This window comes from Phaeodactylibacter xiamenensis, assembly GCF_000759025.1.
Taxonomy (GTDB): domain Bacteria; phylum Bacteroidota; class Bacteroidia; order Chitinophagales; family Saprospiraceae; genus Phaeodactylibacter; species Phaeodactylibacter xiamenensis.
Genome location: NZ_JPOS01000078.1, coordinates 1 through 21,210 on the forward strand (window position 1 = coordinate 1; position 21,210 = coordinate 21,210).

A 21,210-nucleotide genomic window follows, 5' to 3' on the forward strand; every position below is an offset into this window, starting at 1 on the left:
CTGCCGCTGCGGTAGTACTTCCGTTGCCGTTGGCATCGAGCTGCACGGTGAGGTTCCGGCAAAGCGCAACAGGGGCGACGTTATCCTCGACGGTGACAGTAGTGTTGCAAGTGCTGACGTTTCCGTTGACATCGGTGACGGTGAGCGTCTCGGCATTGGCGCCGGCCTCTGCACATCCGAAGCTGGTCTGGCTGAGGGAAAGCGAAGAGACCCCGCAAGCATCGCCGGAGCCGTTGTCGGCTGCCGCTGCGGTAGTGCTTCCGTTGCCGTTGGCATCGAGCTGCACGGTGACGTTCTGGCAAAGCGCGGTAGGTGCTACGTTGTCCTCAACGGTGACAGTAGTGTTGCAAGTGCTGACGTTTCCGTTGACATCGGTGACGGTGAGCGTCTCGGCATTGGCGCCGGCCTCTGCACATCCGAAGCTGGTCTGGCTGAGGGAAAGCGAAGAGACCCCGCAAGCATCGCCGGAGCCGTTGTCGGCTGCCGCTGCGGTAGTGCTTCCGTTGCCGTTGGCATCGAGCTGCACGGTGACGTTCTGGCAAAGCGCGGTAGGTGCTACGTTGTCCTCAACGGTGACAGTAGTGCTGCAGGTGCTGACGTTCCCGTTGACATCAGTGACGGTGAGGGTCTCGGCATTAGCGCCAACCTCTGCACATCCGAAGCTGGTCTGGCTGAGGGAAAGCGAAGCGACCCCGCAAGCATCGCTGGAGCCGTTGTCGGCTGCCGCTGCGGTAGTGCTTCCGTTGCCGTTGGCATCGAGCTGCACGGTGAGGTTCTGGCAAAGCGCGGTAGGTGCTACGTTGTCCTCAACGGTGACAGTAGTGTTGCAAGTGCTGACGTTTCCGTTGACATCGGTGACGGTGAGGGTCTCGGCATTGGCGCCGGCCTCTGCACATCCGAAGCTGGTCTGGCTAAGGGAAAGCGAAGCGACCCCGCAGGCATCGCTGGAGCCGTTGTCCACTGCTTCTGCGGTAGTACTTCCGTTACCGTTGGCATCGAGCTGCACGGTGACGTTCTGGCAAAGCGCAGTGGGAGGCTGTTCGTCCCTGACCTCTAAGGAATAGCTGCAAGTTGCCGTTCCGGAGCCGGAGATCACTCGCCATTCGATTTCATGATGGCCGGGGTTGAAGGCCTGTTCGGAGCTGTTGGAAGGCATCCACCCGCTCCAGTCGCTGGCAGGGGCCTGGTTGGCATCAGTGGTGCGGGTACGGAATTCGAGTGTAGTGCCGCCGCAGGCATCGCTAATGGCCGGTACTGGCAAGGCGATGGTACTGGAGCAAGCATCCAGGTCGGTTACTTCGGAGAAGTCTGCCGGGCAGCTCAGCGAAGGCAGCAGGTCATCATTGAGGATGGTCCCGGTGGCGGTGGTATTGCCAAATACGACATCAAGGCTGCCGGCCTGCAGGTTGCTAAGGCTGATGGTGAACATCTCATCCGTCTCGATGAGGCAGTCGCCATTGACTGCCACGGTGATGAATTGTGTTTCCATCTCCATACCAGCGAATGAAAGGGTGCCGCTGTTAGCCACGTAGTCGCCATCGGAAACGGCTGCCGTACCGTCTGCGGTAGCGAAGTCAACGGTGAAAGGCATGTCTACTGCCTGGTCGAGGGCGACCTGGAAAGTGAAGTTGGTGGTGCCGTCATCGGTTTCGGCTTGTTCGAGGTTGGAGATGGTTAATGTGGCGGTATCGTCATTGAGGATGGTGCCGGTAGCAGTGTCCATGCCGGCGGAGAGTTGGTATCCATTGCCACTGAGCAGGGTGAGCGTGATGCTCTCATCAGGCTCTACGGTGTTATCGGCTACCGGGTCGAAAGTGATAGCCACGGAGCTGACCCCGGCGTCCATGAATACCGTGCCTGTGGTGCCATCGAAAGTGCCTGCCCCGGTTTGGCTGTAGTCGGTGCTGAAGATGGCCGTGCCGCTCGCGCTGAAGTTGACCGTTATGGGCGCGAAGGCACAGTCGCGGCTGATGGTATAGGCCAGGTTGCCGGCTTCGTCCTCGTCTACGCTGATGGGGTCGACGGAGATGGAAACGAGTGGTTTTCGGAATTCAATGTCCACATTATCGGAGGAGGACGGGCAGGAGGAACCATTGGAGATGGCCCATCTCAGGGTATAGGTTTGGCCGGGCGTGCCGGTGAAGCTGGAGTTGGGCGAAGCGGGGTCGGTGATGGCCCCTTGCCCATCGGCTTCGACAAGAATGCTCCACTGGCCCGTGCCCACGGAAGGCGTATTGGCGGCCAGGGAGGCGGTGCCGCACACCCCAAACTGGTCCGGGCCGGCATTGGCAGGGGTAGGCGCCCCTTCTAGGTTTACGGTGATGGGAACAGTCCGGGGGCAGCCCGGCGTGCCGTCCACGGAGAAGTAGAGCGTATGAGTGCCCGCGCCGATAGAGGAGGTGAAGGTATTGGACGATTGGTTGTAGCTGCCGGCGGGTGTGCTCAGGGCTTCGTCCGTGTACCAGGTGGCGGCGGCCGTGAAGCTGTTGGCACCGCCAATCCCGAGTGCGGGGCTTAGCCCGCTTTCGCAACCAGCGACCGTGCCCACGATGAGGTCGTTGTTGGTCACGTTCGGGATGGGGTTGCCTTGCGGGTACACGATGAAGCCGTCGTTGGTCAAGCCACTGTTGCTATGCGTATCGGTGGTATTGACGGTGAACAGGCCGGCGTTGGTGAAAGAAGCTGTATTGGATAGCGGCGCATTCATAAAGAGCTGGGCACAGGCGTCGTTCTGGAAAGTGGCCTGGTTTCTAATCCCCTCCGCTCCCGTGTTGCCCAGGGCTCCGAGATTGATTACCCCGGCATTGGTGAAGTTGCCACCTGAGAAGTTTCCGATTTCGCTACTCGTCGAGCGGTCGATGCGGATATGCCCTCCGGCGTTGTTGAAAAAGTTGCCGTTGTTTCTAAGGCCGTTTAGCCCGGTGCTTTCATGGGCTCCGATGGTGATCTCTGCCGCATTGGTGAAAGTACCGAAGTTCGTTATTCCTTCGAGTGTGGATCGGTCGATGTGGATATGCCCAGCGCTGTTGTTCTGGAAAGTAAAGCTGTTGGAAATGCCGACACTTCCTACGCTCTCATTCGCCCCGATGGTGATGTCCGCCGCATTGGTGAAAGTGCCAAAGTTGGAAATTCCATTGCCTGTGGAGCGGTCAATACGGATGTGGCCGCCGGTGTTGTTTTGGAAAGTAGAGCTATTGGTGTTGGAAATGCGGTACTGACCCAGGCTTGCCACGGCCCCGATGGTGATGTCGGCGGCGTTGGTGAAGGTGCCGACGTTGGTGATTCCATTGCCTGTGGAGCGGTCAATGCGGATATGGCCGCTGGCGTTGTTTTGGAAAACGGCTTGGTTGTAAATGCCATTATCCCCCACACTGGATACCGATCCGAGCACCAGTTCGCCGCTGTTGTCCACCGTACCTTCGTTGTTCAGCCCCGCTGTGAAATTTGTGGGCGAGGTATAGCTTGCTGAGCCATTGATGGTCAGGCTGGCCATCGGCTGTATGCTCAGCACCGCCCCGCTTTGCACGTGCACTGATTGGGCGAGGGCCGCCGTGCCGGCTGAGATGACGGGGTCGTTGGCCACATCCGGGATGATGACGGGATTATCGGCCGTGGGTACGCAGGCGGGGCTCCAGTTGCCGTCGGTGTGCCAGTCGGTGGAGACACTGCCCGTCCAGGTACGTTCGGCAATGCAGAGGCAGGGGTCGGGCGTAGCCTGGTACTCGTAGGCGCCCAGGTCCACCGTGCCGTTGTTGAAGAAGCGGGGGGTGCCTCCGAGATCGGTTGCTATGCCTGCGGGGACGGCCGTATTATCACCCGCGTCAATAGCCGGCGAACATGGCTGTAGCGCAAAGTTACCATTGGCGGCATCCACGAACAAGGGGTCTACATTCCCATCGCCGCCGGGGCAGTTGGCGCAGGGAGTGTAGCCGCTTTGTACGATGGAATTGCTTAAGGTTGGTATTGCTGCTCCATTGCTAAATTCTATTTGGGCGGAGGAGGATGGGGCTTGGTTCCCCGAAAAGTTACCCCATAGTATAGAATTTGTTAGGAGCACTTCAGTGTTTATTACATTACTAGCTAATCCTCCAGGAGTGCTTGATTGCGAGGAATTCCCATAAAATACACAATTAGTGCATGTGAAAGTACCAACTTCAACTTGTGCGCCACCACCATGGTTTCCTGCTATATTCTTAGCGAATATGCAGTTCACAAAAGTGGGCGAAGCATTGCTAGTGTAAAGACCGCCGCCATTTGAGTTGGCAAAGTTATTTCGTATGATACAGTTAATGAATAAAGGCGAGGCATCGGTGTTTCGAATCCCGCCGCCTTGACTGCCATTACCTAAATTAGGATTGTAAGCATTCTGTATGATAAAACCATTCAGGATGGCAGTGTTGTCTAAACCTCCGCTATGGTTATTAATTACCCGGTAGCTATTATCTGTATTGACTCCTACCGTACCGATATCCCCACTGAGCACAGTCTCATTCGCCGCCCAATCCCGTACACTAAAATCACCTTCCTGCCCCGGCAGGCCGGGAAAACCGCCGTAAATCCCCACGCCATTGATCATGGAAAAAGAAACACCCCTGTCGGTACCGGTAGTGGGCTTGTACGTCCCTTCCGCTACCCAGATTTGAGCGATGCCCGGATTGTTCCTGGCCTGGTTTAGCGCATCCTGCAGGTCGTTGAAGGCATCGGCCCAGGAAGAGCCATCGTTATTGCCGCTGGCATCGTCATTAACGTAAAGGATGGTGCAGCTTGATGTGAAATCGTAGCTGGACTGGTATTCATAAGCACCTATGTCAATCGTGGTCGCGCCGGTAGCATTGAATACCCGGGGATTACCATCGAGGTCGAGCGAACTGGAATTAGCCGCATTGTCCCCCGCATCAATAGCCGGGGAACATTCCCGCAGGCGCAAATCGCCGTTGGCAGCATCCACGAAAAGCGGGTCTGCATTCCCGTCGCCGCCGGGACAGTTGGAACAAGCACCGAAGCCCCCCTGCACGATAGAGTGGCTGATGGTGAAGTCGCCAAAAAAGTTATTGTTGCTATTGTCCCACAGGATACAGTTTTGCACCTGCGTGTTGGTGTTAAAGAAGTTACCCAACACGGCATTACGGGTGCTGTTGCCGCTGATGGTACAGTTGATGAGCAGGCTACCCCCACCGTCAAAGTCAAAAATCACCCCATCGCCTGCCCCGCCATTGGTATTTTGGGTGAACAGGCAGTTGGTGAATACGGGCGAGCAGTTGGTCGCATTGATGACGCAAGAGCCATTGCGGGCACCGAAATTGTCCCTGAACACGCAATTGTTGATGGTTGGACTGGCCTGGAAGTTGGACATAGCCGCACCTTCCTGGGTGGCAGCAGAAAAGCCATTGGCGTTGCCGCCGCTCAGGGTGAAGCCGTCGAGGACTGCCGAAGCATCAAGGTTACTGTTGTTGAAAATGTGAATGCTGTTGTCACTGTTGTCATCCGGCGTGCCGATGTCACCACTTAGGATGGTCTCGTATGCTACCCAGTCCCGGTCGGTAAAGACAGGGTCGCCGGTATTGGGGAAGCCGCCGTAGATAGCCACGCCGTTTTTCATCACAAAAGAAGCGTTACGGTCGGTGCCGGAGGTGGGCTTGTAGGTGCCTGCGGCTACCCAGACCTGTTCGACACCACAGGCTTCAATCATCGCCTGCAAATCACCGGAGGCATCAGCCCAGGAAGTGCCGTTGCCCGTGCCGCCTGCCTTGACGTAGCGGATGGGCACAGTCGGGATCACTTTAGCCTCTGTCCAATTGGAGCTAGTGCCGCTGAGGGCGAAGTTGTTAAGGATACCGGGGAATGTACTGGTGTTGGCACTATTGGCTAAGATATTGATGTTTGGGTTGTCTGCATTTGCTATGCCCTGATTGAACTGGTAGTAGGCAAGCAATCCCGTTTGGGGCAAACCGAGTTCATCGCATAGGCCAGCCCGTATTTCTGCCTGGGTGCGTGCGATAGTCCAGATGCGTACTTCATCGAGCGTACCGTTTGTAAATTCGATAGTACCATCGAACCCAGGTAGATGCCGCTACTGAAGGCAGGCAGCGGGGTGTCCGAGGATTGTCGCTGCTCAACCAACTCTCCGTCTAGATAGGACTTGAATCCGTTGGGCGTATTGCGTTGCCAGGTGAAGGCGATGTGATGCCAGTTGCCATCATCAAAACCTGTACCGACAGAGATACCGCTGGATGTACCACCGTCGTTGGATAGGATTTGGACATTGTTTTGCCAGGCGGTCACAATAAAGCCATCCGCACTCTGCATTCGTACGGCGGATTGGCTATTCTAACCCTTGAACCAGTACTCCACCGTAATAGCATCCCCGCCGGGGAAAAAATCGTCGGCGGGGCAGCTCGTATAAATATATACATGGTCATCTACCCCGTCTAAATTCAGCCCATTATCGTTAGTGGAGGGGGTGGAGATAGTCAGCTCTTGATAAACGCCTTGAAACTCATACGCTCCTATATCTACTGCTCCGCCGTTATAAAATCTGTCATTGCCATCCAGGTCGGTGTTGATGGCGGAAGGTAGAGCGGTGTTGTTGCCGGCATCAATGGCGCAGGAACTGGCTTGCAGGCGTAAATCGCCACTAGCGGCATCCACGAAGAGTGGGTCTACATTCCCATCGCCGCCTGGACAGCCGGTGCAGGGATCGTAGCCACCTTTTACAATAGAGTGGCTGATGGTAAAGTCGCCCCAAAGGCCGTTGGTGCTATTGTTCCACAAGATGCAGTTTTGCACCTGCGTATTAACGTTTGTCAAATTGGCTAGCGCGAAATCGCGGGTAATATTGCCGCTAATGGTGCAGTTGATGAGCAGGCTGCCCCCGCCGTTAAAGTCAAAAATTACCCCATCGCCTGCCCCGCCATTGGTATTTTGGGTGAACAGGCAGTTGGTGAATACCGGCGAGCAGTTGGTCGAGTTCATGACGGCAGCACCGTTGCGGAAACCGAAATTGTCCCTGAACACGCAATTGTTGATGGTCGGGCTGGATTGCTGGTTGACTATGGCGCCACCTTCCTGAGTTGGAATAGAAAAGCCATTGGCATTGCCGCCGCTCAGGGTGAAGCCGTCGAGGATAGCCGAAGCATCAAGGTTATTGTTGTTGATAATGTGAATGCTGTTGTCGCTATTATCGCCCGGCGTGCCGATGTCGCCGCTGAGAATAGTCTCGTGCGCTGCCCAGTCCCGGTCGGCAAAAGTGGGGTTGCCGGTATTGGGGAAGCCGCCGTAGATGGCTACGCCGTTTTGCATGGAAAAAGAAATATTGCGGTCGGTACCGCTCGTGGGCTTGTAGGTGCCTTCCGCCACCCAGATTTCCGTTACATCCGGGCAGGAAGCGGCCAGGGCCAGAGCCTCCTGCAGGTCGTTGAAGGCATGGGCCCAGGAGGTACCGTCGTCATTGCCACCAGCATCATCGTTGACGTAGAGGATGTTGCCCGGGCAGATGAAGGCACTCACTTCCGCACTGTTCACGCTCGTCAGGTCGTTGGGGTTGTCCCGGAGAACATTTCTAGGGTTACTCACGTGTGCCGGGGTGAAGGTGCGCACCACAAAGTAGTTGGTGCCGCCGGGCAGGCCCGTCACGGTGAGTCCGGCAGCTGTTTTGCCGCCGGTGCTTTCGGTGGTGCCGTAGGAAGTGTAGGGACCGCCGGGGGTTGGAGAAGCCAGCACCTCGTAGTAGCCGCCGTCTCCGGTGTAGCCGATGGGCGTCCAGCTCAGGGTGGCTTCGTTGGCGGCACCCGGCGTTACCTGTACGTTGGTGGGCGGCACCGTTTGGGTGTTGCGCCAGCCGAGCTGGGCATTGTCAATGGGGCCGGGCGGTGTGTTGACCACGTCAAATTTGTTGTAGTGGAGTCTTATATCACCTCCCGTATAATTGACCCAATCGGGCGGTAACACCCCCTCTAATTGATTGCCAACATATCTAAAAACATTTGGCACATTATTCGAAAGCGTCCCCTCCACCCGGGTCTGATTGATAAACCGAACGACATTACCCGGCATATCGGGCGGAAAAATGCCGCCTATGCCGCTGTTGGTAATCTCTATCGCCCTGAAATTGGGAAAACTGGTCATGATGCTATTGCCCAGTAAATCCTGCAAGGTACCGGTGAGGCCGGTATTGTCATCCAGGCGCAGGATGTTGAGCTTCGAGAGGTTGGTGAGGTCTTTGGCGGTGGCGGGATTGTTGGGGTCAGTCCAGCAGTCTCTTATCTGCAGCTCAGTCAACTCAGTAAGTTGGTTCAGCTCCGCCGGGAAGTCGGTGGTGAGTTTGTTGGCGCCGCAGGAAACCTGGAGTTCGACGACCCGTCCGTTATTGCAGATCACGCCCGGCCAGTCGGCGGCGGCTACCGGGCAGGGGTTGCCGCTGCCCCAGCCGAGGGCGACGTCCCAGCCGTAGTCGTCGCGCAGGGTATTCATGATGGCCAGGTCGGGCCCGCCGAGTTGGGCGAGGGAGGGGAGCGACAAGGCGCAGCAGAAGAATAGGGACAGCAGGCCTGCCCGAAAAAGGAGGGCGGGCTTGAAAGGGGCGGAGAAAAACAGCATAGTCATTGTGCTTGTGATTTTGAAAAGTTTTCAAACAACGGCCGCCGCTTTACCGTCAAAGGCAGGGGGCCGTTGCGCCGTGCTTTTCCTGAGTGTTGCAGAACAGGCTCCCAGGCCAAAGAGGCACTCCGAGGCTGTATTTTCAGAAAAAAGCACTGTCACGAAGATGCGGTAATCAGTGGCAGCGGATTCCCATTTTCCATTCTGAATGGTGGATTTTCTATTTATGGTAAAAAATTAAAATATGTAAAGTGCTTGTTTAAAGAGGGTAGAAAAATGTTAAATTTTACTGGGCGGCAGGCCAAACTCATTGGAGAACACCCGGCTGAAATATTTCGGGTCGGTGAACCCCACGGCGTAGGCGACTTCACCTACGGTCATATTCTCCTCTTGCAAGAGTGCTTTGCCCCTGGCCAGGCGGACGGAACGGATGAAGAGTGTGGCGTTTTTTCCGGTCAATGCCGTTAGCTTTCGATGAAGCTGGGGCTGGCTCATTGCGATCATCCGGCAGAGGTCTTCCACCGAAAAATTGGAATCGGAAAGGTGCTCCAGGACGAGGGCGTGGATTTTTTGGAGAAAGGCCCCTTCGGTTTCCTCCTTGGTTTCTTGCGGTGGCATGTCCGGAAAGGCAGCGTATTTGGCTTGCAGTTTCTGTCGTATTGCAAGCAGGTTGCCCAACGTAACCAGCAATTCCTCTTCGTGGAATGGCTTGGCCAGATAAGCATCCGCGCCGCGCCGCAAACCGGCAATGCGGTCTTCCACACCGGCACGTGCGGTCAGTAATACGATGGGGATGTGGCTGGTGCGCTCGTCTTCCTTCAGGGCCGCACATACTTCAAAGCCATCTTTTTCCGGCATCATCACATCGCTGATGATCAGGTCGGGGATTTTCTCGTAAGCCAGGTTTATGCCATCTGCTCCGTTGTAGGCGAAGCTCAGCTCAAAAGATTCCTTAAGGCAGGAAGTCAGGTATTGTACCACATCGGGGTTGTCCTCTATAATCAAAAGCTGGGGCAGCTGACGTTAGCCTTTTTCAGGAGAAGGGCTTGCGCTGGTATTTGTTGAAATGGTGGGCGGCTCAGGCGGGGAAGCTTGAGCCGGGGCTGCGAGCTGTCTTATGGGGAGGTGTACCCTGAAGGCTGTGCCCTTCCCAACCTGGCTGTTCACCTTGATTGCCCCGCCCATGGCATGAACCAGCTCCCGGGTTAAGGCCAGGCCGATGCCCGTACCACCGGTAAATGCTTTTTCCAGGTGGGCTGCCTGATGAAAGCGGTCGAAAATGTGAGGCAGGTTTTCCGGCGCAATCCCAACGCCCGTATCCCGTACCAGCAGCAGCAGTTGTGAAGACGGTTGCCCTACCATCTTTTCCACCTGGGCTTGCAGCACGACCTGGCCATCAGCGGGGGTGAACTTAATGGCATTGGACAGCAGGTTGTGAACGATTTGCTGTAATCGCTCAGGGTCATAGTCCATCACAATCGGATCATTTGGGTAATCGATCTGAAGGGAAACGCCACGCACAGCAGCCAGGGAGTGCAGGCTTTCCGCAACATAACGCAGATAAGGGACGACGTCGCCCTGAATATAGTTGAGGTTCAGGTTGCCGGATTCCAGCTTGGCGAGGTCGAGCAATTGGTTGATCAGGCGGAGCAGGTTTTCTCCGTTTCTTTGGATCAGGTCGATTTTATGGGTAGACTCCCGGGCTGACAAAGGCGTTTTGCTGGTCTTGAGTTGCTTGGATAACCCAAGGATGACCGTTAGCGGAGTGCGGAACTCATGGGTGATGTTGACAAAAAACCGGTTCTTGAACTGATCCAGTTCTTTGAGCCTAAAGGCTTCCTGCACTTGCAAGCGTTGCCGTAACTGTATCCGGTAGACCAGGCCCACAGCCAATGCCGTTAGCAGGATATAGGCCAGGTAGGCCCACCATGTTGCCCACCATGGCGGGCGGATGGTGAAGGAAAGCAAATCGGGCTGATTGCTCCAGGTGCCGTCATAATTGCTACCCAGTACCCTGAACTGATAATGGCCCGGCCGGAGGTTGGCCAACTGTACGCTGTTGTTGGAACCCAAATCCACCCAGGCGCTTGTTTCGCCCTGGCCAAAGCTGTTGTTGCGTATTAGTTGGTAGCGATAGTGGTTTTGTGCCGGGTTGGAGTATTCAAGGGCGGCAAATTCTACAGAAAGCAGGTTCTGCCGGTGGGTCAGGTTGAGGTAAAGCTGCCCCTGATTGGTCGCTTCCAGCAAAGGGGCGCTTTTTTTCTGCCTAGCCCCGGCTCTGTAGCTTGCCAACTCATTGTTGACCCAGACCCGGGTAATCGCTGTGGCAGGTTGGTACTCATTGAATTGCAGGCTGTCCGGGTAAAAGACCGTCAGCCCATTGACGCCGCCAAAGATTAGATGGCCGCTTCGGGTGCGCAGATAGCTCGACTGGTTGAATTCGTTGCTTTGCAGCCCATCTGCTGCAGTAAAATTACGGGTAGTTTCTTTCCGGGTATGAAAACGGCAAAGGCCCCGGTTTGTACTCAGCCAAAGGTGTCCGTGATCATCCGGCAAAACACCATAGACGACGTTATCCGGCAGGCCTTGTTGGGTCTTGAAATGCCGGAAGGTGCCATTTGCCCGGTCAAGGCGGTTGAGCCCTCCTCCCTTCGTGCCTACCCAAAGATAACGGGTCGGCTCCAAAGGGTCAGCTGCCACACTGAGCACATAGTCTTCGGAGAGCGAGCCAAAATGAGTGGGGTCGTTTCTGTAGTAATGGTATTGATAGCTATGCTCTTTAGGCCTGGCTTCAATCAAGCCTTTGAAGGCGAATATCCAAATGGTGCCTGTGGGGTCTTCGTACAAAAAACGCGAGTAGCGAAAGGCTAATTGGGATGCCGGGAGAGTGTCAAAGGGGATCAGCCGGCTTTGCGCTGTGGCCGGGTCGAGTTGAAGCAAGCCTTCTTGGTGTATGGAAAGGAGTTTCCCATCCTTGGTGCAGATCAGCCCGAGCCCTTTCCAGGGAAAGTACTGCTTCGACTTCGTTCTGGCATCAATGCGGAAGAGACTGTCCCGGTTGCTATTGACCCAGGCATTGCCCTGGTTGTCAAAAACGGTGATGGAGCGGTCGTCGATGGGGTCGAAAGGAGTTGCCCAGGGGTTGGGAAAAACCTTGTCCAACTGAACGGAACGGTAAGCGGTTTGCCGGAACCCCATGGCAAACAAATGGCCCTGTGGGTCTTCCGTAATCACCCGTTGGGTCGTACCCTCCAGATAGCTGGTGAATTTCCGCGGAGCAGTAACCATTTTCAAAACACCGAAACCATTCGTCCCCAGCCAGACTAATCCGGAGCGGTCAAAATCGACGGTTCGAATATGAAAGGCCTCATTTTTAATGATATCTTGATCGCAAGTTACCGTCAAATCCGGAGCCTTTCCGTTGATGAAGGCCCCGGGCTTCCATTTGGTAAATGTAATATTCATGGATGCCCAGGTCCACAGTGCGCCATCCGGCCCGAATTTGTGCCGGCCGTACGGGAAGCAGGGAATGGTACGCAGGCTTGCGTTTTCCTCCTCCCAAAGCCATAAGCCGCCGCAATCCTCCCTGAGATAAAGCCCGGTTAAGTCCGGGGCTATGGCCTCAATCCAGACGTGCCCTTGCTGGTCTTGCCCAAAGACGTTTACCGGCTGTCCGGCCAGGGCTATTGGGTAGGGCACGTTATCGGTTTTGCTAACTTGAAAAAGCCCCTGATTGGAGCCGAGCAATACGTTCCCTTTTTGGGTCAGCAAAACAGAACTGAACAGTACGTCGGCTAATTTGATCTCTGTTATCTGAAGGGCAGGGAATGCCCGCTCGGCTTCGGCCGCCATTTAAGCCCTTCTGTTGCCCCTTCAATCTTCCAGCACTTCCCATTGACGGTCAGCCAAATTGTGCCGTCCGGCAGCTCAGCGAAGGAAACCATGTCACCATTTGTACCGGGCAAGTCAGGCAGGAGGTGAAAAAAACGCCCGGTATTTGGCAGGTAGACATCAAGCCCACCGGGAGAAGCCAGCCAAAGCCAGCCCCGTTGGTCTTCGTAAATGCTCCATACCTCATTGGAAACGATTGAAAAAGGGTCGAAGGAATCATTGGTGAATACCTCAAACCGGTAGCCGTCGTAGCGGTTCAGCCCATCTTTGGTCGCGATCCAAATGAATCCATCCCGGGTTTGATGGACATCAAAAATCATCCCTTGTGAAAGCCCTTCATTGACCGACAGCAGAGATGTTATTTTTGATTGCTGGCTCGAAAGGAGAAGAGGAGCCAGTAACGAAAAAAACAAGATGACAACTGGTTTCATGACTCCATATCTTCCAAGTTTAATCTAAGCAGAATGAGGTAGTCAGCCCGGGGAGTTTAGTCCATTTTTAGACTTGGCAATTTACTGCCCCCCTTACATAGCTCACAGTCCTGCAAGCTGAGCCTCAGAAAAGGCAGCATGAAAAAACATACTGGTAATGCTGAGTTCCGCTTAACTGCTGTTTTAAACCTTAGTGTTGTTTAGTTATAATATACGGGCAACTAAAATAAGGCTAAAGCATGATAAAAGCCGCTTAGAAATAAGTAAAGGCATGTTTATTTTCAGTAAAGGGCAGGTTTTTGTCAGGGAAGCGTTTTGAGCAAAAAAATCCCGAATACCAGCCTGGGCCAGCATTCGGGATGGATGAAGAATTTTGTTTAAGGCTTATAAGCTTGTTCCGCTTATTGTTTAGCCTGTTTTGTTTACCGCACTACCACAAAGCGGCGGACGATATGCTCCTGATTAGCGCTCAGGTGCAGGAAGTAAACGCCGGGGGCGAGTGTGGACGCGTCCATTTCATGTACGGAGGTGCCTACCTGTCCCAGCCACTGCTGTTGGCTGATCACCCGTCCGTCCGTACCGGTCACCATCAATTGTACCGGGCCTGCTTCAGGCAGGGTGAAGGACAGCTTGAGGTCGCCGTTGGTCGGGTTCGGGAAGAGGTTGATGTCAGCAATTTGCGGTACAGCTTGTGCCTGTGGGCCACGGAAGGTGCTTTGCTCAACCGATGGTTTCACATAGTCAGCGGTAAGTACAGGATTAGCCGTACGGTCACCACTTTGGCAACCGCTGATCACGATGTCATCCAGGTAAACCCAATCAGAATTACCGGAGGCATCACAACGGAAACGGAGGCGGGTGTTACTGGTGAACGGGCCAGAGATGACCACCGCATCGAAGTAGCGCTGATTGTTCTGGAACTCATCGCCCAGATTCCACTCTTCGATGGTGGTGTAGGTGCTGCCGCCATTGGTAGATATCTGTAGCCAGAAGTCTTCGTTAGCGTTGTCCATACTGACCGGGAAGTAGCTGAAATCGACTGTGAGTTCGCTGTAAGCGGTCAGGTCCAGGTTATCTGTGGTGAGCACGGATGTACTGGAGTTGTCCCGCAGTGCCAGGCTAACAGACCCGGTATTGGGGTTGCTGTTGCTGCGGTAGCAATCGCTGCCGCCATCATTCCAGATGCCAAAGCCAGACTCAAAGCCTTCGCTGTTGAGCGTGAGGTAGGTACAACCGCCACCGCCTCCGCATGGTGCACAGCTGGAACCGCCGCAGTCCACGCCAGTCTCGTCACCGTTTTGGATGCCATCGTTACAGGTTGGGGCCGTACCGCCATCGCCTGCGCAGAAGTTGGTGCTTTCTGAAGACGCAAAAGCGCCACCGGAGGCCAGGGTGTTACCCAGTTCATCGCTCAGGCTGTAGGAGCCACTGCCGTAAGCACAGCAGATACCATCACCGTAAGAATCAAAGATGGTAAAGGTATAATCGCCACCTGAGAGGCTGAACGTTTCAGTAACGGTAGAGCCATTGGGCTGTGAACCATAGGGGCCGCCCGAAGCTACGGTAGTACCACCATCAGTCACGGTCCAGGTGGTTTCACCGGGATAGTTGTCGAGTACGATGGTCAGGGTGAAGTTGTTGCCGTTACTGCAGGAGGTATTGCAAGGTGCACAGTCCGGACCACCGCAGTCTACACCGGTTTCGCTGCCATTTTGGATCCCATCGTTGCAGGTAGCACAGGGGGCACAGTCCGGCCCGCCGCAATCCACGCCAGTTTCATTGCCGTTTTGAATGCCATCGTTGCAGGTCGGGCAGGCTGCACAGTCCGGGCCACCGCAATCCACACCGGTTTCGCTACCGTTCTGAATGCCGTCAGTACAGGTTGGGCAAGCCGGGCAGTTGGTGCCGCCGCAGTCTACGCCGGTCTCATCCCCGTTTTGGATACCATCGTTACAGGTTGGCGTAGGGCCGCCAGCGCAGAAACTGGTGCTTTCGCTGGAACCGAAGCTGCCACCGGATGCGATCACTGCGCCAGTGCCATCGGTCAGGGTGTAGGAACCATTGCCATATGCACAGCAAATACCGTCCCCATAGCTGTCACTAATGGTGAAGGTGTAATCGCCAGTGCCGAGGCTGATGCTTTCGGTAACGGTAGAGCCATTGGCTTGCCCGCCGTAAGTGCCACCGGAAGCTACCGTAGCACCACCGGCATCGGTAACGGTCCAGGAAGTTTCTGCAGGATAGTTATCGAGCGTGATGGTCAGAGTCAGGTTGGGGGCATTACAGGGGCATGGTGCACAGCTGGAACCGCCGCAATCCACGCCGGTCTCGTCGCCATTTTGAATGCCATCATTGCAGGTAGGCGTAACGGGCGTGCCGCAGGCTGTGGAGTTCAGCAGGCTGGCACGGGCGCCACCGGGCTCAAACAAGGCCCGCATACGGGCAGTCTGGCCTTGCGTGAAGAGGTTCATACAGCCATCATCGGAATAGTCCATGTAGTTTTGGAACATATCCGGCAGGTCACCGGTCCCTTCATTACAGGAGTTATTGCCGGGGAAATTACAAGGTGAACCCGTGTAGTTTGGCCCGCCAGCCCGTGGCGTATCACTGACGAAGTCGTCGGCGTTGCAGTTGCCATCACCCCAGATGTGGCGAAGATTGAGGTAGTGCCCCACCTCGTGCGTACCGGTCCGGCCCTTATCGAAAGGAGCGGTAGCGGTGCCAATATCCCCGAAGTACTGGTAGTCTACAACCACCCCATCTGTACTGGCAGGGCCACCGGGGAACTGCGCATAGCCCAGAATGCCGCCGCTGATATCACAAACCCAAAAGTTCATGTAGTCACTGGCAGGCCAGGCGTCTTTGCCACCACTGGAGTTAAACTTCACCTCGTCATTAGTGCCGAAAGCAGTGACACTGGTTGGGGTGCGTGTAATGCCATCGGTTGGGTTGCCCTGCGGGTCAACGGTAGCCAGGCAAAACTCAATTTCCACATCGGCTGCTACGCCCTGAAATACAGAAGGCGTGTTGACTGCATCCGCATTCAGGCGGCGGAAGTCTTCATTCAGAATATCAATCTGGCTTTGCACCTGAGCCGCGCTGATGTTCTCAGTGGCGTTGTTGTACACCACATGTACCACTACGGGGATGGTAATGGTGCCTGTCACCGAGCGTGAGGCGTTTTCCAGAATCCGGGCAGTATGCTGTTCAATTTCCTTGAGCCGTTGTTCGCGCTCAGGGTGCATATCATGCTGATGCTGCAGGTAGTCCATACTGCCACAGTTGCGCTGCGCCCAGAGGCTGCCTGTCAGGCCCAACAGCAATAGAACAAGAAGGGTGTTCAAGGTTTTTTTCATACTAATTCAAGGTTTTGGTAATGAGAATAAAAAGTACGCCACAACGACGTTGTGTTGCTTTTTACCGGGGTGAGTGCTGTCTAGTCTGGAATAAAAACTGTGATGAGATGGCTAAGCTAATAAATTATTTGGTTAAGATTTTTAATTTCTTCCACAAAATATTTGATATAAATCCTTGTTGGCAGATAGGATTTACGAGGCGTAAGAGGGACTAATCGGGCTGATATTCACGGATTACGAGCGAGGTAGAGCTGTTAAGGATCATCGGCACCAGAGAGCCATTTTGCGCGAAGGAGTCGATTGTTCGAGCCTGCAAAACAAAAAGGAGCACCTCTGTTCAGGTACTCCTTTAACATTCATTTTATTTGATTTAAGCCCATTACTGCACAATCAATTTTCTGGAAAAGACCCCGCTGCTGTTCCCGCCCTGTACCTGATAAATGCCGGGAGGAAGCCCATGTAAGGGGATAGGGCGGGGCGCTGTGGTATGCTCCAGGAGGGTAGGAGGGGCCTGCCAAATCACGTGGCCATAGGCATCCACCAGTTTCAGGAAGCTGAGCGAATGAGGGAGTTTAAGGTAGCACTGTCCGCTTGCCGGGTTGGGGAATATACGGGCAGGCAGGTCTGATAATTGACGAACGCTGCTAAGTTTAGTGGTATCATCTGCAATGATGATCGTAGCCGTATCGGGGACCATGGGTATACGCTTGAAGTTGTTGTCAATAAGCAACACACTGTCTATGCGCAAGCGGAAGGTGTCTACGGTCAGTCCGACTATAATGTCTTCGATAATAATGCTAAACTCCGCCACTTGTCCGCTGCCGCTGATGGTGGTTTGATTAATACGGGTCAGCGCGAGTTCTGAGCGGCCCTCCAATTCGTCCTTATAGAAGACATCCTCTATCTCAGCGCCATCTGCATTGATCCAGGAGTTATCCAGGTCGTCGTATTCAAAACCAGTGGTGGGCTCTACTAAATCAGTATCGTAGCTCATGGCAAGGGCAATGCCATAAAAATTCTCCAGGGGCTGGCTCAAATTACCGAGGCTAAGGCCAATATTAATGGTAGCTCCGGCTTCTACAAGTGTGGCACTTGGCGTCAACGTGACTTCGGGGGCACCGATACCCGGTGCGGCATTGGCATAGCCATCAGCCGTGGTGGATGGCTGGGAAAGGCCAAAGTTAGGGATGAGTGCGTTGGTGATATCATCATCTTCAATCTCACCGTCTCCATCCGCATCTGCGTACCCGTAATCGGTGCCATCTGCAAAAGTTTGCCCCCAAAGTTCAAAGGGCTGAGCTTCCCAGTTGGTGGTGGCATCGTCTCGTTCGGGGCCTTCAGCACCATAGGCAATGCCGATGTAAAGTACATCCACGGCATTCACCACACCGTTATTGTTGGCATCGCCCGGCCACATTTCCTGGGCCGTCAGGGTGGAAAAGTAAGTGGCAAAAAATAGCGCGATCAGAGGGACTTGATATTTCATGTAAGCTGTTTATTTATTCCTTATGCTGCAAACTTAGGGGCAATTTACCATTGGGTCAATTACAAAAATAGGAATTTGTCAATGTTGGTTCTGTGATTTGCTTTGCATTGGTGTGTGAAATTACCGTTATTGTTGAAAGATATAGAGGAAGAAGTTATCTGTTTTTGTATTTTGTCAAAAAAAGAGACTGGACGGGATGCAAAAAAACAAGGTAATCATTGCATTAAAGAAGCTTAAGCCGGAAGAAACAGCCGCTTTTCGGGATTTTGTTGCTTCTCCATATTACAACAAAAGAGTAATCCTGCTGGACTTACTGGACCATCTGTTGACCTTCGCACCAGCTTTTTCCGGTGAAGGTATCGGGAAGGAGCAGGTCTTTCAGGCCATTTTCCCGGATGAGCCTTACAATGACAAACAGCTTCGTTATCACCTGAGCTGGTTGAACAAGCTGCTGGAGCAATTCTGGCTGGTGCAGCGGCAGGCTGTACAGGAGGAACACAATCTTGTTGTACTCATGGAAACCCTATCAGAGCGGGAACTGGAGAAACACTACCGGCAGCAGGACCGAAAGCTACAACAGCTGCTTAATGGTGTGGAAGCCCCTGATGCTGCTCATTTCAGGCACCGGCAGGAATGGGCGGACACGAGAGAGCGGCATTTTCAGCGGCAGCGCCTGCGCCGTTTCAATGAGGATTTGCAGGATGCTGCCGATGCGCTGGACCGGTATTACTTTCTGGAAAAAATGAAATACGCCTGTGCGATGCTCGACCGGCAGGCGATCCTTCAGGGGGCCTACAACGTCAACATTACGCCGGAATGGCTGGAATATATTAAAGGCCAGGATTACTTCGGGCTGCCATTGCTAAAGTTATATGTGGATATTTTCAGGGCACTCTCCGATGAAGGCCAGGAATACCATTTTGATGCGTTGCTGGGAGAGCTTGACACGATTTCTAAAGCGGTTCCTACCGACCGCCTTCGGGAAATCTATTTTATGGCGATCAATTACTGTGCCCGTAAAATCAGACAGGGGCAGGAGCGCTACGTAGAGGAGGCTCTTTCGCTTTATACGAAAGGTATTGAGCGCCGCATTCTAATGGAGCAGGACAACCTCTCGCCCTGGACCTTTACGAATGTAGTCAAACTGGCACTTCGCCTGAAGCGGTATCAGTGGATCGAGCAATTTATAGCACAAAAAGGAAAACTGCTGCCGGAAGCCTTTCAGGAGAATGCGCTGCACTACAACTACGCGGAGCTCTATTATTACACCAAATCCTACGAAAAAGCTCAGGAACATTTGATGCAGGTGGCTTATTCCGACCTCAACTACTACCTCGGAGCGCGTACTATGCTGGCCAAAATTTATTATGAGCAGGACGAAGAGGAGGCTCTGCTTTCGCTCATTGCTGCCTTCACTATTTTCCTCAAGCGTAACAAGCAGGTATCCAGCGCTATTAAGGAGACTTTCCTGAATTTCTGTGACCTGCTTTATCAATTAGTACGCCGGGAGGGCAGGAAGCTGGAAGGGCTGGAAAAACGGATTGCCGGTACCGAGCTGCTCACTGATCGGGCGTGGCTTCTCAAAGCCTGGCAGCAAAAAACAGGAAAAGCTCCGGAGCGGTAGCGCCCCGGAGCTTTCCAAAAGATTCTTGTAAACAAGTTATTGCACTGCCTGGGCAGCATTAATGGTGCCCCAGCCAAAGTTGCCGTCCCGTGCAGGGTAGTTGGAGGAAGCATTCATCAGGCGCTGCATCACCTGGCTCCTGCTTTGGTTCGGGTTGGTGGCCCAAACCAGGGCCGCAATACCAGCTGTTGTTGCTGTAGCGGCTGAAGACCCGCCGACATAGGCCGGCTGACTGCCACTCATAGCCAGAGTGAGTGAAGTACGGCTGGTGTTGGACGCACGCTGCATAACGGCTACAAAGTCCACCTCCGGCCCTTCATGGCAGGTATGGCACCGCTGATTCATATTGTCCCGGATACCGGTAACGGCTACGGTCTGAGCCATATTAGCCGGGAAGATCACGCCCCACCAGCTCGTCCAGCTCAGGGAGGTGCCAGCTGCAGCAAACATCAGTTTGCCCCGGTTGAAGGCGTAAAAGATACCATCCGCAACGGTGCTGCTGTAGAATACATCGCCGATGGACATGCTAATGATCTTTACGGCACTGTCGTTGCCGGAGATCACAAGCGCATCCCGGACACCATCCTTTTCACTGCCTGAGTTGATGATCACATCAGTAGTTGCCCGGAAGGCTTTCAGGTTGCAGTTGTAAGCGGCACCGAGCGTGGAGCCGGTGGTACTGCGGGGTGCTGCGATGAGGCCTGCCATTTGGGTGCCGTGCCCGCAGGCATCATTGGGGCCATCATTGGAAGCCCACCACCACCAGCCACTGACATGCGTGCCCAGGCGCTCCAGGCTGCGCCCGGAGGAGAAGCCGGAGTTGAACTCATTCCCCAGCTTGCTCTGATTGGGGGAAGTGCCGGTATCGATGAGCGCTACCTTAATCCCGGAACCAGTGCTGGTCGACCATGCGCCAGGTACGTTCATGCTCGGATGACTGAAATTCCAGGGCACTTTGGCATTAGGTGATACGGTGGTAAAGTCAGCAGAGGGAAGGTTGCTGGCCGGGCTGTACCCACAGCCACTGTCGCTGCGCCGGTCAATCTCGCCCATGGTGTAGCTCATTGGCTCGATGTAGCGCACTTCCGGCATCTGACGAAGCTTTTCGATGATTTCCTGGTTGAAAATGCGCACATCAAGTGTGGGCAGGTACGCTTCGTCAAGGTTGAGGAAAAGGTCTTCGGCTTTGGCGTTCAGATCAGGGTAGGCAGCGTTTGTTGCTTCGACTACAAATGTGATGAGCTGATCTTTGACCGCCGACCATTCTTCCGATGCGAGATCAATTTCATGGATGCGTTCCTCGATACGCTCAAATCCTGCGGGCTGATACCCGAGCGACATAACGGAGTCTGATCGGACAGAAGCACTCCAGATCATGCGGTCTGTAGCATCTTTCCAGTAGTAAACGGTATTAGTGGCGAGCAAGGTCTCCTCGATGATCTGATCCATTTCGGCTTTGGTCATCGGGTCATTCTGATGGGCCTTCTCAGGCGTTGCGAGCTCCATTTTGGAACAAGTCATCAATGCGAAAGCGACAAGCGCCAGCAGTAATAGGTTGCTAAATTTCATAGGAATCGTAGATAGTTTGGTTAGTAATGGATGTTCGTTGCTATAAATAAAGCTTAACGGATAAGCAGAGCTTAACCGAGTAGGTTTGTTCAGGAAATTTTGGAAGTTACTATCCGACGAGCCGGGTGGCTGATGAAAAATAAAAGTGAGGTAGCTTGGTCAGGGCTGAACTTTCATTCTTTTTCAGCGGAAAAATAGTGATAAAAATTTGTTGGGCAAAGCAAAAGAAAAAAATCTTTAGCCAAGTTAGCAGATGCT

The 21,210-nt window shown here is 54.1% G+C and carries 10 protein-coding genes; 1 reads left to right on the forward strand and 9 read right to left on the reverse strand.

Annotation, left to right across the window (positions count from 1 at the left end):
- The 8 genes from IX84_RS19885 to IX84_RS19925 all read right to left on the reverse strand — a co-directional run.
- Positions 1–5,932, reverse strand: a 5,932-nt coding sequence (locus tag IX84_RS19885; protein WP_044224852.1) for a beta strand repeat-containing protein, incomplete at its 3' end; no start/stop codon positions are given.
- Positions 5,899–6,306 carry a LamG-like jellyroll fold domain-containing protein gene (locus tag IX84_RS19890; protein ID WP_044224855.1) on the reverse strand — a complete coding sequence of 136 codons (408 nt, stop codon included), beginning with the start codon at positions 6,304–6,306 and terminating at the stop codon, positions 5,899–5,901. The genes IX84_RS19890 and IX84_RS19885, both read right to left, overlap by 34 nt.
- Before the next feature lie 21 nt (positions 6,307–6,327).
- The gene (locus IX84_RS19895) at positions 6,328–8,601 is read right to left on the reverse strand and encodes a choice-of-anchor Q domain-containing protein (protein ID WP_044224858.1); all 2,274 of its coding nucleotides are present in this window, start codon (positions 8,599–8,601) and stop codon (positions 6,328–6,330) included.
- A 273-nt stretch (positions 8,602–8,874) separates the two neighbouring features.
- Positions 8,875–9,600, reverse strand: coding sequence for a response regulator transcription factor (locus IX84_RS19900; protein ID WP_044224861.1), 726 nt, complete (start codon positions 9,598–9,600; stop codon positions 8,875–8,877).
- 18 nt (positions 9,601–9,618) lie between these two features.
- Entirely contained in the window at positions 9,619–12,447 is a 2,829-nt protein-coding gene (locus tag IX84_RS19905) for a sensor histidine kinase (protein WP_044224864.1), read from the reverse strand.
- A complete protein-coding gene (locus IX84_RS19910) occupies positions 12,405–12,917 on the reverse strand; it encodes a ligand-binding sensor domain-containing protein (RefSeq protein WP_044224867.1) in 513 nt (170 codons plus the stop codon). Before IX84_RS19910 ends, IX84_RS19905 begins: the two co-directional genes overlap by 43 nt.
- 422 nt (positions 12,918–13,339) lie before the next feature.
- Positions 13,340–16,273, reverse strand: a complete 2,934-nt coding sequence (locus tag IX84_RS31905; RefSeq protein ID WP_063978292.1) for a M43 family zinc metalloprotease — start codon at positions 16,271–16,273, stop codon at positions 13,340–13,342.
- Positions 16,274–16,652: 379 nt separating this feature from the next.
- Complete coding sequence (locus tag IX84_RS19925; RefSeq protein ID WP_044224870.1) at positions 16,653–17,759, reverse strand: hypothetical protein; 1,107 nt, start codon at positions 17,757–17,759, stop codon at positions 16,653–16,655.
- Between the two features lie 196 nt (positions 17,760–17,955).
- Between IX84_RS19925 and IX84_RS19930 the strand changes: the two genes are divergently transcribed.
- Complete coding sequence (locus IX84_RS19930; RefSeq protein WP_044224873.1) at positions 17,956–19,383, forward strand: hypothetical protein; 1,428 nt, start codon at positions 17,956–17,958, stop codon at positions 19,381–19,383.
- Between the two features lie 36 nt (positions 19,384–19,419).
- Here the strand turns inward: IX84_RS19930 and IX84_RS19935 are convergent, their stop codons facing one another.
- On the reverse strand, positions 19,420–20,952 hold the full coding sequence (locus tag IX84_RS19935; protein WP_044224876.1) for a S8 family peptidase: 1,533 nt from the start codon (positions 20,950–20,952) through the stop codon (positions 19,420–19,422).
- Positions 20,953–21,210: the final 258 nt, after the last annotated feature.

Coding starts and splice junctions, on each gene's coding strand:
- IX84_RS19910 (WP_044224867.1), bottom strand. CDS start 12,917: ATGAAACCAGTTGTCATCTTGTTTTTTTCGTTACTGGCTCCTCTTCTC.
- IX84_RS19930 (WP_044224873.1), top strand. CDS start 17,956: ATGCAAAAAAACAAGGTAATCATTGCATTAAAGAAGCTTAAGCCGGAA.
- IX84_RS19925 (WP_044224870.1), bottom strand. CDS start 17,759: ATGAAATATCAAGTCCCTCTGATCGCGCTATTTTTTGCCACTTACTTT.
- IX84_RS19905 (WP_044224864.1), bottom strand. CDS start 12,447: ATGGCGGCCGAAGCCGAGCGGGCATTCCCTGCCCTTCAGATAACAGAG.
- IX84_RS19935 (WP_044224876.1), bottom strand. CDS start 20,952: ATGAAATTTAGCAACCTATTACTGCTGGCGCTTGTCGCTTTCGCATTG.
- IX84_RS19895 (WP_044224858.1), bottom strand. CDS start 8,601: ATGACTATGCTGTTTTTCTCCGCCCCTTTCAAGCCCGCCCTCCTTTTT.
- IX84_RS19890 (WP_044224855.1), bottom strand. CDS start 6,306: ATGCAGAGTGCGGATGGCTTTATTGTGACCGCCTGGCAAAACAATGTC.
- IX84_RS31905 (WP_063978292.1), bottom strand. CDS start 16,273: ATGAAAAAAACCTTGAACACCCTTCTTGTTCTATTGCTGTTGGGCCTG.